We start from the raw sequence: 14197 nt of genomic DNA, 5'->3' as shown, positions 1-14197 counted from the left end.
GGGCGCGGCAGGCGGATGGCTCCACCAGCCGTCCGCCGGCCGCGCGCCCACCCTACCGACATCGTCATCACCGCCGCGGGCCGACCTGCCGCGGAGGAGCCGCACTGCCGAAAACGCAGTCCCGCCCCAAGGACGACATCAAGGACAGTCAACTCGGAGGTTGAGAGTGACTCGCAGCAATGTGCACGGAAAGCAGAAGGCGGAAAGGAGCGGGCCCCCCAGGGACGTGCGCGCCGAGCCGCTCCCTCACACACGCCGGTTCCAGCTCAGCGTCAAGCACGCCGCACTCGCCGGTATTCTCATCGCCACGACCGCGGGCGGCCCGCCGCACTTCGGGGATTCCCTCGATCTCGCGGCGCAGGTGCAGAAGGCCGGTTCCGGCAGCGGCACCGAGGCGGTGGACGGCGGCACCCCGCTGTACCTCGCCAGCCCCCCTCCCGCGCCCGCCCCGCCGCAGGACCTGGCGCAGCCGGCTGCGCCGGTCGGCATGACGCCCCCGCACGCGGCCCCGATCACCTTCGTCGCCGCCGGCGCGTCCGGTATTCCGAAGACGGTGCTGGCCGCGTACGAGCAGGCCGCAGGCACGCTGGCGCAGGAGGAGCCCGGCTGCCACCTGCCGGTCGCGGTGCTCGCCGGTATCGGCAAGATCGAGTCCAACCACGCCGAGGGCGGCGCGGTCGACACCAACGGCACCACGCTGCGGCCCATCCTCGGCCCGGTGCTCGACGGCTCCAACGGCTACGCCGCGATCCCCAACGTGTACGGCACGCAGTGGGGGCAGAGTGGCGTGTGGGCCAGGGCGGTCGGACCGATGCAGTTCATCCCGTCCACCTGGGCCCGCTGGGGCGGGGGCGGGGACCCGAGCAACGTCAACGACGCCGCGCTGGCCGCGGGCCGTTACCTGTGTGCGGACGGCCGCAACCTGTCCACCCCGGCCGGACTCCGGAGCGCCATCGTCAGCTACAACGACTCGCAGCAGTACCTGATCGCGGTGCTCGAGTGGATGAAGGTGTACTCCGGCGGGATCTCCCCGATCCCCGACAGCACCGTGTTCGGCCCCGTCACCGCCGTCGACATCTCGGACGGCTCCGGCAGCAACGGCACCCCGGGCGCGTCGAAGTCCACACCAGCCAAGCCGAAGCCCGGCACGAATGAGCCGGCCCCGAAGCCGACCGGCGGCTCGGGCCCGCAGCCCACGCCGAAGCCGACGCCCGCTCCCGGCAAGCCGACCCCGACCTCGCCGGGTGCGCCCACGGACGGCGGCCTCCAGCCGGTGCTCACCGGTACGGTCACCACCGTGACCGGAGTCGTCGGCGGACTTCTGTCGCCGTCCTGAGGAATAGCCCTGGGTAGCCAGGGGCGCACCGGACCTGAATTCACACACTTCTTCCGTGAAGTGGGCTTCGGTAGGGGCCGGAACACGCCCCGGGCTTCGGGCTGCCGGAACCGGAAAAAAGAACTACAGTACAAGCAACTTGGACTCCACAAGCGTTGACTGTTCTGGAGGTGCCGAGTAGGGTGACTCACCTCGCAGGGGCGGATCTGAGATGGTGTTTTGCCGCCCGGGTCGGGCGGCAGGCAAGAAGGAGGAAGTCCCGTAAGAGCTGTCGGAAACTGAGTCGCGAGGCATGGCTGTGTTCCGAGACCTGTCTTATGTAAATTCTCTGCGAGCGGCTTGGGTCACTGAACACGCAAAGGAGTACGACACACCATGAGGCGCACAGCGGAGCCCGCGGCCCGGGCCGGAAAGAAGCTGACTGCGTTCTGGCGTCGCCTCGTCGGCAGGGAGGGAAAGGGCGGCAAGAACACCTGCCGCCGGCTCCGTCTTCGCCGGCCCACCGCGCGTGAACTCGTCATATCCCTGATAGTTCTCGCGGTCGCCGCGGCGACCGCTGGCGGATTGACCCGGCTGCGGGTGGAAACCGCCATGGATTCCTTTCTTCCCCAAGGCGATCCGACGGTGTCCGCGATCGAGCAGAACGCGCGGTCGTTCGGCGGGGACCCCATCGTCGTACTGCTGGAATCGAGCAACCCGCGCCAACTACTGGTCGACGAGGACCAGTTCGATAAACTCCTCCGGCTGGAAGGCATCCTCTCGCAACTTCCGGACGTGGCCACGGTGTACGGCCCGGCCACGGCCGTGAACCAGATCGCGATCTCCTCGCAGGACATGCTTGCCCAGATCAGCGGCGCCGGGGACTCCCTGCGGGCGCAGGCCGAGGAGAAGGCGCGCGCCCAGCACCTGTCCGCCGCAAAGATTCAGGCCGCGGAGGACGCCGCGGTCGCCACGTTCGACGCCCGCTACGGCGCGCTGCTTGTCAAGGGCCTGCCGGGCGGACTGCCCACCACCAGCAATCCGAACTTCATCAGCAACGTCATCTACGACCAGTCGGGCCAGCCGCGCGTACGGTGGAAGTTCGTCGTCCCGAACGCGAACAGCGTCACCGAACTCGTCCGCCCCCGCGAGGACCTGGACGAGGCCGGGACCGAATGGCTCGTCTCCGCGGTCCGCGCGGCGGTGCGGCACTCTGGCCTCAAGACCAGTCGGGTGACCGTCACGGGCGTCCCGGCCATCACCTCCTCACTGACCCACGAGGTCGTCTCCGAGATGCCGGTGCTCGGCGGACTGGCCGTGCTGGTGATCCTGCTGCGGTTCCTCATCGCGCCCTCGCAGACCACCCGGCTGCGCAGGCTGTGGCCGCTGGTGGCGGCCGTCATCGGCAGCGCGCTGACCCTGTCCGCCTTCGGCTGGCTCGACGTGCCGATGTCCTTCGGCGCGATCGCGCTGTTCCCGCTGCTGCTGGGCATCGGCAGTTCGTTCCCGCTGTATCTCGCGTCCTTCTCCGACCGGCGCCGGGTGCTCGCGGTGTCGCTGGCGAGCGCCGCGGCCTTCGGCTCGCTGGCCATCTCGCCGCTGCCGTTCGTACGCGAACTGGGTATCGCGCTGGGCGCCGGTGTCCTGCTGACCGTGGCCGCCACGCTGGCACTCGGCAACATGGTCGCGCCGATCCCCAGTTCTGCGGGCGGCCGTCCGGGCGGCACCGCGCGGCGGTCGCTGCCGGCCGGCCGACGGTGGGTCGTCCTCGGCGTGCTCATCGCCGTCGCCGGCCTCGGCTGGGCCGTGCTGCCCAAGCTGGACATCCAGGCCAACCCGGAGGACCTCGCCAAGGGCCTCCCGGAGCTGAGCCAGGCCCAGTACGCGGAGCACGTCCTGGGATCGTCCGGTGACGTGAGCATCGTGCTGCGCGGAACCGACACGCAGGGCCCGCAGGCACTTCAGTGGCTCCAGGAGGCCGAGACCGCGGTGGTCGGCAAGTACGGCGACCGCATCCAGCCGATCCTCACAGCGCCCGACCTGCTGTCCTTCCTCGGCAACTCACCCACCTCGGCTCAGATCTCCGCAGGGGTAGGACTGCTTCCGCCGTACCTGACCGACGCGGTCTTCACCCCGGACGGCACCCAGGCCGTCATGGACTTCGGCCTGAAGTTCCAGGACCTGGGCGCGCAGACGAAGCTGCTCCACGACGTCCAGGTCGCTCTTCCCGCACCGCCGGCCGGATACAAGGTGCAGATCGTGGGTCTTCCGGTCGCCGCGGACCGGGCGTACACACTGATCAGCAACGACCGCTATCTTTCGAACGCCGCGGGTATCGTCGTCGCGGGAGCGGTTCTGCTGCTCGGCCTGCGGCGGCGCCGGGACGGTCTGCGGGCGGCGCTCGCGGCCGCGCTCGCCACCGGGTGGACGCTGGCAGCGCTGTGGGTCCTCGGCCAGTCGCTCAATCCGCTGACCGTGGCGCTGGGATCACTGATCACGGTGACCGGCTGCGAGTTCACGGTGCTCCTGATCGACGCCCGGCAGGAGGAGGGCTCCCGGCTGCAGCGCGTCGTGGTGTGGGCATGCGCCACGTCGGCGCTCGGATATCTCTCGCTTGTGCCGTCGCGGATCGCGTTGCTGCGTGAGTTCGGAATCGCGCTTACGGCGACGGTTCTGTTCTCCTACCTGGCCGCGACCGCGGTGGTACGACTCATCCCTGTCAAAGAGCGGCCCATGGAAACAGGAAAGCGTCCCGTCTCGAAGGTCGGGTCAGTCAAGTCCGCAGAGCCGGTAAACGCGGAGGTCATGCAGTGAAATTCAAACTCCCCGGCGTTCTGCGCCCAGGTGGCGACCGGAGCTCGGGCGGCGGCCTGCGCAGCAGAGCGGGGATCTTCCCCAGCCGCCAGTTCGCCCTGGTCTTCTCGGCGGTGCTGCTGGCGGCGATCGCCGGCGGCGCCGGAACAAACCTGTTCGTCCAGGAGAACAACGACCTGCCGAGCGATGTCGCCTTCCGTGCTGAAGGCGTGACCATGACCAAGGAGCAGCTCCAGCACCGGATCGTGCTGATGGAGTTCCTCTACGGTCTCCAGCAGCCGACGGACGCGGCCAAGCAGGACAAGTTCCGGCGTGACGTCGCGAAGGCGCTCGCGGTCAGCCAGGTGATCGACACCGCCGCCCGCGAACGCGGCATTGTGATCGCGGACAAGGAGGCGAGCGATCAGCTCCAGAGGATGATCAAGGACAACTCCTGGGGCGACAACAGCACGCTCATCCAGCAGCTCGGCAGCCATGGACTGTCCGAGGACGACGTGCTCGGCGAGATCCAGCGGCAGCAGTCGAGCGCCGAGCTGTTCTTCAAGGTCACGGAATCGGTCAAGGCGACGACCGACGCCCAGGCCCAGAGCTACTACAACGCGCACAAGAGCCAGATGGTCTCGCCGGAGCAGCGGACGCTCGACAACATCGTCGTGTCGTCCCAGTCGCAGGCCGAACAGATCGTCGAACAGGCCCGCGCGGGTGGCGACTTCGCGGCCCTGGCGCAGAAATACTCCCTGGACGGGAGCACCAAGAACTCCGGCGGCTCTCTCGGTTCCGTGACAGCCAGTCAGCTCGACTCGGGCTACGCGGCGGTCGCGTTCAAGGCGGCCGACAACTCGGTGTTCGGTCCGGTCAAGACGACGCAGGGCTGGAACGTCGGCATGGTCGCCGCCGTCCAGAAAGCGGTCCCGCTGTCCTTCAGCCAGCTGAAGAGCGCGATCGAGACCAAGCTTGACAACGACGCGAAACTCAAGGTCTGGGACGCGTTCTTGAAGAAGCAGATCATCGCCGCGCACGTCCGTTACGCGGCGGCCTACGAGCCGGCGGATCCCGACTCGCCGCCGGCCACGAACACGGTTAGCTGACCGGCATCGGAAGTACAGGACGGGAGAGTCGTGCTTACGCTCATATTGATAGTGGTCGCCGGCGTGAGCCTGCTGCTGGGCTGGCTGCTTGGGATTACGCCCCTGGTCTACGTGGCGCTCGGCGTGTCGGCGCTCGGCCTGATCCTCATCGGGGGCGACGCGTGGCTGCGCCGCAGGCGCGCCGCGCAGGCGGAGGAGTCCGACCCCGATGCGGCGGACGCCGATGAGGCCGATGACGAGGACGGGAAGGCGGCCGAGGACGGCGCGGACGCCGACACCGCCGTGGCCGCGTCCGCCGCGTCGTCCACATCGCGGGTCAGGGGCTGGGCAGCCAAGGCCAAGCCGAAGGCTGTGCCCGCTCCCGCGGCGACCGAGAACGACGCGGGCGGCGACGCGGCCGACGAGCCGCTCACCGACGACTCCGTGGTGCTCGTCGTGGCCGGCCGCAGGCGTTTCCACACGCCGGGCTGCTCGACGCTCGACGGCAAGGGGCCCGAGGAGCTGACGGTCGCCGAGGCGCGCGAGGAGTCCTTCACGCCGTGCACCATTTGTGTCGGCGCCGCGACGAAGAAGGAGCTCGCCAGGCGTCCGCGCTGACCGGGTCCCCGCCCGGAGGACTACGACCGGGCACAGGTCGCGTTGATCGACTATGTCCCGCCCGGCTGGCCCGAGGGCACGCGCGTGGTGGCCCGGCGGGTGCGCTACGACGCTGAGCAGATATCCGCCGATGCCCGTTCGCGACGGGCGCGCACCGTGGGCAAGAACCAGCTCGCCCTCGCCCTGGGCGGCGAGCTGGACGAGGTCTTCGCCTACTCCTTCTTAGCCACCAACGAGGAGTTGGACCTGGACGAGGAGATCACGCAGGCGGAGTTCGCATTCCGGCGGCGCACCCGGATCGAGGAGCTCTTCCGGGATACCGCCTACGGCGCCGGGCTGAACCACCTCCCCTCCGGCTCGCACGCGGTGAACACCTGCTGGATGTGGGGCGCACTGCTGGCCTACAACCTGTCGGCCTGGCTGCAGATGATCGCCCCGCTCGGCCCAGCCCGCGCCCGGATCGCCACCGTCCGCCGCCTGCTCATCGCCCGCGCAGCCCGCCTGGTGGTCACCAGCCGCCGCACCCCTGCTGCGATTCGGCCCCGCAGCACAGGAGTTGATCGAAACGGTACTGGCACGCATCCGCCGCCTGCGTCCCCTGCCGTCCGCCTGACCGACCCGCCCACCCCGGGCCCGACCCACCTCCGCCGTGGAAAGCCGTCCACCCGGCACGCCAGCCGGGCCCTCGGCCTGCCCGCACCCGGCCCCGCGCTCCATCACAGCCCCCAACCGACCCACCAGGTGATCACCTGACGCACCATCCGCCACTACCTGCGGATTCGGGTCAGACGTGCGAGGACAGGAGGATGAGGAGAAAAAATCATTCTACACTCTTTCGTAGTTGCGTCCGTGAGATGTATAACGATGATGCTGTGGCTGCAGATCGTGGTTGGCGTGGCCTGCCTGGACCGCATGTCCGGAAAACGGGCTCCTTCTTGCAGGAGGCGAGATACCCATGGAGCGGAACCCCCTCAGCCAGTCGTACTGGCCCGCTGAAGAAGGTGGCGAGAAAGTTCGGGACCTGACACTGGGAGAGCTGCTGCGAGAAGCGGCGCAAGCCGCGCCGGAACGGTTGGCGCTGGTCGACGGCGTCAAGGATCCGGCCGAGCGCCGGTCCTGGACGTATACGCAATTCCTCGACGCGGCCGAGCACGCTGCCCGCGCACTGCTGAAGCGCTTCTCGCCGGGGGAGCGGATCGCGATCTGGGCGCCCAACAGCGCGGACTGGATCATCCTCCAGGAGGGGATCAGCCTCGCGGGCATGATAATGGTCGCCGTGAACCCCGCCTACCGCAGCCAGGAGTTGGGGTACATCCTCAAGCAGTCCCGCTCGGCGGGCCTGTTCCATGTCGACTCCTACCGCGACTTCGACATGCGGACCGTGGTGGACGAGGTGCTGCCGCAGTTGCCCGACCTCAAGGAGGTCGTCTCCTTCTCCGACTGGGACGCCTTCCTGGCGTCCGGCGACCCGGAGCAGGAGCTGCCCCCGGTCGCGCCCACCGAACCGATCCAAGTCCAGTACACCTCGGGCACCACGGGCTTCCCCAAGGGCGCTCTGCTGCACCACAAGGGACTTGTCAACGAGGCGCACTTCGTGGCACTGCGGGCCGGCATGTCAGACGGCGGTGTTTACATCAACGCGATGCCGATGTACCACATCGGCGGCGGCGCGGTGACGTCCTTCGGCGCGGTGGCGATGCACGGCACCTTCGTCATCATGGGCGGCTTCGACGCCGGGCTGATGCTGGAGCTCTTCGAGGCGTACAAGGGCACCCACACCCTGGTGGTGCCCACCATGCTGATGGCCCTGCTGGACCACCCCGACCGCGAGTCGCGCGACCTGTCGAGCCTCCAGACCATCATGTCGGGCGCCGCGGCGGTGCCGGCGGCGCTGGTGCGGCGCACGATCGCCGCGCTCAACTGTCAGTTCAGCATTCTCTTCGGCCAGACCGAGATGCACGGCGTCATCAGCCAGACCCGGGTGACCGACTCGGCCGAGGACCAGTCGGAGACCGTCGGCCGGCCGCTGGCCCACCTGGAGGTCAAGATCGCCGATCTGGTCACCAACGCCCCGCTGCCGCTCGGCGGGACGGGCGAGATCTGCTGCCGCGGTTACCAGAACATGATCGGTTACTACGAGCTGCCCAAGGAAACCGCGGAGACAATCGACTCCGAGGGCTGGGTGCACATGGGCGACATGGGCACCATGGATGAGCGCGGCTTCATCAAGGTCACCGGCCGCCTGAAGGACATGATCATCCGCGGCGGAGTGAACATATACCCCCGGGAGATCGAGGAACTCCTCGAACTGCACCCCGCCGTCGGGCACATCGCGGTGATCGGCGTCCCGGACGAGAAGTGGGGCGAGCAGATCGCCGCGGTGATCCGGATCAAGGACGGCGAGCAGACGCCGACCGCAGACGAGCTGAAGAAGTTCTGCCGTGAGCGGATGGCGGCCCACAAGTCGCCGGTGTACTGGATCTTCGTCGACGACTTCCCGGTCACCGCGTCCGGTAAGGCCCAGAAGTTCAAGCTCAAGGAGCAGTTCGCCGCCGGCGTCCTGGAGGCGCAGGTCGCCCAGTCGTCGGCGCCCCAGCCGAGATGAGGTGAGGCCGGACCGGCCCCGGCAACCCGGGCCGGTCCGGCCGGTTGGTCCGTAACTCCGGCCAGTCGGTCCGTATACGAGTCGGGGGGGCGCCCCGCGTGAAGCGGCGGCCCGCCGACAGTCGCGTGCGGGGCCGGATGCTCAGGCCGGTACGGGGAGGGGCGTCAACTGCCCGGCCGCGTACGGGAGTCAGGCCAAAACGGCACAGCTGCGTCCCGTGCCCTCGGCGTCGAGCGCCCGCATGATCCGCTCGGTCACCTTGTCCACCTCGCCGACCGCGTCGACCGCGTGCAGCAGGCCCTGGTCGGCGTAGTGGGTGACCAGCGGGGCGGTCTGCTGAGCGTAGACCTCCTGGCGGCGGCGTACGGTCTCGGTGGTGTCGTCCGAGCGGCCCGACTCGGCGCTGCGCACGGCCAGCCTGCGGACCACCTCCTCGGTGTCGACACGCAGTTCGAGCACCGCATTGAGCGAGGTGCCCAGGTCCGTGAGCAGTCCGTCGAGCGCCTGCGCCTGCGGGCGACTGCGCGGGAAGCCGTCGAGTAGGAAGCCGGTGGCCGCGTCGGGCTCGGCTAGCCGGTCGCGCATCATGGCGATGACCACCTCGTCAGGGACCAGGTCTCCGGCGTCCATGTAGGACTGGGCCGACTTGCCCAGCTCGGTGCCCTGGCGCAGGTTGGCCCGGAAGATGTCCCCGGTGGAGATGTGCGGCACGGCGAGCTGGGCCGAGATGATCTCGGCCTGCGTGCCCTTGCCTGCTCCGGGGGGTCCGACCAGCACGATACGCATCAGCGAGAAACCTTTCGAAGTGGCGAGGCTGGAGGTGAACGCGGCCTTGCGCGGGTTGCTTGAGGGTTGCTCGGCCCGGGCGCGGCGCTGCGCCGGGAGGCGAGCGCGACGCGGCACCGCCGGGGGCGGGTAGGGCGTCGCACGCTCCAGCAGCTCGCTCGAGTCGGGCGCGGCCACGCGCGGAACACGTGAAGGGAGGAGTGAAGAGGGCGGTACGGCTGCGGACACGGAAGTGTGGGACCGGCACACCAGACCCACACCTGGTGGCGGGAATTATGCGAGGGTGACGGGCGCAGCCAGGGACTTCAGGATACCCGCGGCCTCCTGCGCCATGGCCGGTAGGAACTCTGCGACTCGCACCACATCGGCGATGGCGCTCGCCACCTGACCCGCGAGCACCAGACCGTTCTCCACATCGCCCGTGGTCTGGGCGAGTTGCATCTGCTCGATCTTCCACCGCGTCAGCTCCACCGCGCTGTGCACGGTGGCGTCGGTATGCAGCAGCGACTCCGATGCCTTGTTGCGCAAGCCCCGGCAGGGACCGTAGACGCCGTCGAAGGCCACGTCGTCGCCCTCGCGGGCGTCGATCAGCGCCTGGGCGTAGTTGGGGTGCCAGTCGGCGTTGTCCTCGGTGGCGATGAAGCGGGTGCCCATGGCGACCGCGTCCGCGCCCAGGCACAGCGCGGCGGCCAGCGTCCGGCCGTCGCGGGCGCCGCCGGAGAGCACCACGGGGACGTGCACGGCCTGCGTGACGTTGGGCACCAGGACGTAGGTGTGAACGGCCTTGCTGGGCGCGTGTCCGCCCATCTCGAAACCGGAGGCGATGATCGCGTCCACGCCCGCCTCCTGCGCCTTGAGTGCCTGCCGGGTCGCGCCCACCTTGTGCTGGCTGATCATGCCCGCGTCGTGGATGCGCCGGACGTAGCCGCCGGGGTAGCCGGCCGAGGTGGTGAGCACTTTCAGCTGGCGGGCCAGGCCCTCGTCCGCCGCGCGGGCGGCGAAGACCGTGTCGATGTAGACGTCGGTGAACGGCATCACCTTGCCGTCGGCGTCCACGCCGACCGGGATGTTCACGGCGAACGGCTTGTCGGTGAGCGAGGCGCACTCTTCGATGTGCGCGCGGAAGGTTCGCGCGCTCTCCTGCAGGTCGTCCGGCATGCCGGGCATGCTCACCGTGCCGAGGCCGCCTGCGTCGGACACCGCCGCCGCCAGCCGGGCCGTCTTGAAGGGGCCCAGGCCCTCCTGCACGATCGGGTGCTCGATGCCCACGAGCTTGGTGTACCGGTTGCTGATCGGTCCCACGGGGTTCTCCACATTCGCCACAGGAATTAGTACCTAGTTGCCGATTGCGTCAAATGTTGGCCCAGATGGCCATCCAGCGCTACCCGCCGCCTGACCTCACCTGTCAGGACGCCCTGTTTGTGTGGTTTGTAGCCGCCCCGACCCCGCTCCCGCGGGACATCGGGACCAAAAAGTTCGACAGACCCTTGGCAGTAGCGCAAAGAACGCGTAGAACTTTATCGGGGAGTGAAGACCAACCACAGGAGAGCGCTGATGTCCACTGACGCCCGTACCGGGCCGGCACCCAGCCCGACCGGCCCGCTCAGCACGATCGACTACAACGAGCGCATCCCCAACAACGTCGACCTGGCCGCAGACCGGCGCCTCCAGCGTGCTCTGGAGGGCTGGCAGCCGAAGTTCCTCGACTGGTGGAAGCAGCTCGGACCCTCCCTGCCGACGAAGGACGTCTACCTGCGCACCGCGATCGCGGTCGGCCGTGACGGCTGGGCGCACTTCGCGCACGTGCCCATGGAGGAGTACCGCTGGGGCATCTTCCTTGCGGACCGCGACCCCGACCGCAAGATCGCCTTCGGCAAGCACAAGGGCGAGCCGGCCTGGCAAGAGGTCCCCGGTGAGTACCGCGCGGAGCTCCAGCGCCTGATCGTCGTCCAGGGCGACACCGAGCCCGCCTCCGTCGAGCAGCAGCGCATCCTCGGCAGCACCGCGCCGAGCCTGTACGACCTGCGCAACCTCTTCCAGGTCAACGTCGAGGAGGGCCGTCACCTCTGGGCGATGGTCTACCTGCTGCACGCGTACTTCGGCCGTGAGGGACGGGAGGAGGCGGAGCAGCTGCTCAAGCGCAACTCGGGAGACCCGGACAGCCCGCGTATCCTCGGCGCCTTCAATGAGGAGACCACCGACTGGCTCCAGTTCTTCATGTTCACGTACTTCACCGACCGCGACGGGAAGTACCAGCTCGGCACCCTCAAGGAGTCCGGCTTCGACCCGCTGGCGCGCACCTGCGAGTTCATGCTCAAGGAAGAAGCGCACCACATGTTCGTCGGCACCACCGGCGTGCAGCGCGTGGTGGAGCGGACCGCCGAGCTGATGAAGGAGCACGACACCGAGGACATCTGGCAGTACGGCGGCATCCCGCTGCCGGTCATCCAGAAGTACCTGAACTTCCAGTACTCCGTCTCCATGGACCTGTTCGGCTCGGAGCGGTCCACCAATGCCGGCAACTACTACAGCTCCGGCCTCAAGGGCCGCTGGCAGGAGACGCGGCGCAAGGACGACCACGAACTGCTGGGCGCCGAGCGCACGATGAACGTGGTCGAGGACGGCCTGATCGTCCAGAAGTCCGTGCCGCTGCTCAGTGCCCTCAACCTGGACCTGCGCGACGAGTATGTGGCCGACTGCGCCAACGGCGTGCGCCGCTGGAACCAGGCGCTGGAAGACGCGGGCCTGGAGCAGCGGCTGTTCCTGCCGCACGAGGGCTTCCACCGCGCGGTCGGCGTCTACGCCGACCACCACGTGAGCCCCGAGGGCGAGGTCGTCGACGACGCGACGTGGGAGGCCCGCAAGGGCGACTGGCTGCCGAGTGACGAGGACCGCAGGGCGGTCGCGGCGCTGATGGTGCCCGAGTACGAGCCCGGCAAGTTCGCCGGCTGGATCGCTCCGCCGCAGGCCGGCATCAACGAGCAGCCGGTCGAGTTCGACTACGTGCATCTCGCCGAGGAAGCCCTCGCCTGATTCCGCCCGACGGACGGCACAGCCCTGGCGGCCACCCGTGGGTGGGCTCCATGGCTGTTGACCACTCCCGCCCATGCGGGCGCGCCGGACCGGCCCGACGCCGGTCCGGCGCACACCGGGAGCCAACCCCTGCCATAATTATCTACAAGCAATTGAACTAGATTCATATTGGCGTAGAATGTTGAGAGTGTCTACGTCGTCCGCCCAGTCTGCTGAGAGGTGTGGCATGTCCGTCTCCGCTTCCGTGAGTGACAGTTCCGCGAAGGAAGGTGCGGCACCGGCCCAGCCCGAGGCCGCGCCGGAGATCTCCTTCCGTGTAACTCCCGACAGCTACCGCCATTGGAGGGTCGAGGTGGACGGGGAAGTCGCCACGGTGATCCTCGGCGTCGACCAGGACGGCGGGCTCGTCCCCGGTTACGAGCTGAAGATGAACTCGTACGACCTGGGCGTCGACATCGAGCTGTACGACATCGTGCAGCGGCTGCGCTTCGAGCACCCCGAGGTCAAGTCGGTCGTGATGACCAGCGCCCTGGAGCGGATGTTTTGCGCCGGCGCCAACATCCGGATGCTCGCCCAGTCCTCGCACGCCTGGAAGGTGAACTTCTGCAAGTTCACCAACGAGACGCGCAACGGCATCGAGGACGCCACGACCAGCTCCGGCCAGACCTGGATCGCCGCGCTCAACGGCACGGCGGCCGGAGGCGGTTACGAACTGGCGCTCGCCTGCGACCAGATCATCCTCATCGATGACGGTTCCTCGGCCGTGTCGCTGCCCGAGGTCCCGCTGCTCGGCGTGCTGCCCGGCACCGGTGGCCTGACCCGCGTGGTCGACAAGCGGCACGTCCGTAAGGACCGCGCCGACATCTTCGCCACCAAGTCCGAGGGCTTCCGCGGTGCCACCGCCGTCGAGTGGGGCCTGGCCGACTTCACCGTGCCGCGGGCCGGCTTCGCCGAGGAGATCGCCCGCCGCGCTCACGAGGCCGCCGCTACCTCCTCCCGCCCGTCCGACGCGCAGGGCATCGCACTGACCCCCCTGGACCGCAAGGCGTCCGGCGACAGCATCACGTACCCGCACGTGACGGCCACCATCGACCGCGACTCGCGGCTCGCCGAGATCACCGTGCACGCGCCGGTGGACGCGCCGCCGGTAGACGGCGCCGCGATCCACGCCCAGGGCGCCGACTACTGGCCGCTGGCGGTCACCCGCGCGCTGGACGACCTGATCCTGCACCTGCGCACCAACGAGCAGGAGATCGGCACCTGGCTGATCCGCGCCCAGGGCGACGCCGACGCCGTGCTGGCCTACGACGCGCAGCTCACCGAGCTCGCCGACAACTGGCTGGTCAACGAGATCCGCCACTACTACAAGCGGACCCTCAAGCGCCTCGATGTCACCAGCCGCAGCATCGTGGCCGTCATCGAGCCCGACACCTGCTTCGCCGGCCTGCTGCTCGAACTGGCCCTGGCCGCCGACCGGCAGTACATCCTGGAAGGCGTCTACCAGGATGTCGACCCGGACGCGACGCCGGCCACCATCGTGCTGAGCGAGTCCAACTTCGGCGCCTGGCCGATGAGCAACGGTCTCAGCCGTATCGCGTCCCGCTTCTGGGGCCACGACGAGGACGTCACCGCCGCCAAGGCCCGGACCGGCGAGCGTCTCGACGCGGCCGCCGCCACCGAACTCGGGCTGGTCACCCTCGCCCTGGACGACATCGACTTCGCCGACGAGCTGCGCATCGTCCTCGAGGAGCGGGCCGCGCTGTCGCCCGACGCCCTGACCGGCATGGAGGCCAACCACCGCTTCGTTGGCCCCGAGACGATGGAGACCAAGATCTTCGGCCGCCTCAGCGCCTGGCAGAACTGGATCTTCATCCGGCCCAACGCCTCCGGCCCCGACGGTGCGCTGCGGCGCTTCGGCACCGGCCGCAAGGGCGACTACAACATGCAACGGGTCTGATC

The 14197-nt window shown here is 68.9% G+C and carries 10 protein-coding genes; 8 read left to right on the top strand and 2 right to left on the bottom strand.

Features of this window, described 5'->3' with window-relative positions:
• Window positions 1-166: 166 nt before the first annotated feature.
• From NGB36_RS09475 to NGB36_RS09450, 6 genes are all read left to right on the top strand, one after another.
• Entirely contained in the window at window positions 167-1336 is a 1170-nt protein-coding gene (locus tag NGB36_RS09475; RefSeq protein WP_255919724.1) for a lytic transglycosylase domain-containing protein, read from the top strand.
• A 375-nt stretch (window positions 1337-1711) separates the two neighbouring features.
• Window positions 1712-4129, top strand: coding sequence for an RND transporter family protein (locus NGB36_RS09470; protein ID WP_255919723.1), 2418 nt, complete (start codon window positions 1712-1714; stop codon window positions 4127-4129).
• Window positions 4126-5217, top strand: coding sequence for a peptidyl-prolyl cis-trans isomerase (locus NGB36_RS33390; protein ID WP_255919722.1), 1092 nt, complete (start codon window positions 4126-4128; stop codon window positions 5215-5217). The genes NGB36_RS09470 and NGB36_RS33390 overlap by 4 nt, the downstream gene beginning before the upstream one ends.
• A gap of 30 nt (window positions 5218-5247) precedes the next feature.
• Window positions 5248-5814, top strand: coding sequence for a hypothetical protein (locus NGB36_RS09460; protein ID WP_255919721.1), 567 nt, complete (start codon window positions 5248-5250; stop codon window positions 5812-5814).
• A 42-nt stretch (window positions 5815-5856) separates the two neighbouring features.
• Window positions 5857-6567: a transposase gene (locus NGB36_RS09455; protein WP_255919720.1), complete on the top strand. Its 711-nt coding sequence runs from the start codon at window positions 5857-5859 to the stop codon at window positions 6565-6567.
• A 202-nt stretch (window positions 6568-6769) separates the two neighbouring features.
• Complete coding sequence (locus NGB36_RS09450; protein WP_255919719.1) at window positions 6770-8419, top strand: AMP-binding protein; 1650 nt, start codon at window positions 6770-6772, stop codon at window positions 8417-8419.
• 189 nt (window positions 8420-8608) lie between these two features.
• Here the strand turns inward: NGB36_RS09450 and NGB36_RS09445 are convergent, their stop codons facing one another.
• Both NGB36_RS09445 and NGB36_RS09440 read right to left on the bottom strand, forming a co-directional pair.
• Window positions 8609-9205: an adenylate kinase gene (locus NGB36_RS09445; RefSeq protein ID WP_255919867.1), complete on the bottom strand. Its 597-nt coding sequence runs from the start codon at window positions 9203-9205 to the stop codon at window positions 8609-8611.
• A gap of 273 nt (window positions 9206-9478) precedes the next feature.
• Window positions 9479-10507: an NAD(P)H-dependent flavin oxidoreductase gene (locus NGB36_RS09440; protein ID WP_255919718.1), complete on the bottom strand. Its 1029-nt coding sequence runs from the start codon at window positions 10505-10507 to the stop codon at window positions 9479-9481.
• A 252-nt stretch (window positions 10508-10759) separates the two neighbouring features.
• Between NGB36_RS09440 and boxB the strand changes: the two genes are divergently transcribed.
• Window positions 10760-12238 (top strand): benzoyl-CoA 2,3-epoxidase subunit BoxB, encoded by a 1479-nt coding sequence (boxB, locus tag NGB36_RS09435; RefSeq protein ID WP_255919717.1) that lies wholly within the window; start codon window positions 10760-10762, stop codon window positions 12236-12238.
• Between the two features lie 244 nt (window positions 12239-12482).
• Window positions 12483-14195 carry a 2,3-epoxybenzoyl-CoA dihydrolase gene (boxC, locus tag NGB36_RS09430; protein WP_255919716.1) on the top strand — a complete coding sequence of 571 codons (1713 nt, stop codon included), beginning with the start codon at window positions 12483-12485 and terminating at the stop codon, window positions 14193-14195.
• The last annotated feature ends 2 nt before the right edge of the window (window positions 14196-14197 follow it).

Source organism: Streptomyces humicola, assembly GCF_024436035.1.
Classification (GTDB): Bacteria; Actinomycetota; Actinomycetes; order Streptomycetales; family Streptomycetaceae; genus Streptantibioticus_B; species Streptantibioticus_B humicola.
The sequence above is the reverse complement of the archived record's forward strand: the minus strand, read 5'-3'. Positions and strand labels throughout refer to the sequence as shown.

Coding starts and splice junctions, on each gene's coding strand:
- NGB36_RS09470 (WP_255919723.1), top strand. CDS start 1,712: ATGAGGCGCACAGCGGAGCCCGCGGCCCGGGCCGGAAAGAAGCTGACT.
- NGB36_RS09450 (WP_255919719.1), top strand. CDS start 6,770: ATGGAGCGGAACCCCCTCAGCCAGTCGTACTGGCCCGCTGAAGAAGGT.
- NGB36_RS09445 (WP_255919867.1), bottom strand. CDS start 9,205: ATGCGTATCGTGCTGGTCGGACCCCCCGGAGCAGGCAAGGGCACGCAG.
- boxB (WP_255919717.1), top strand. CDS start 10,760: ATGTCCACTGACGCCCGTACCGGGCCGGCACCCAGCCCGACCGGCCCG.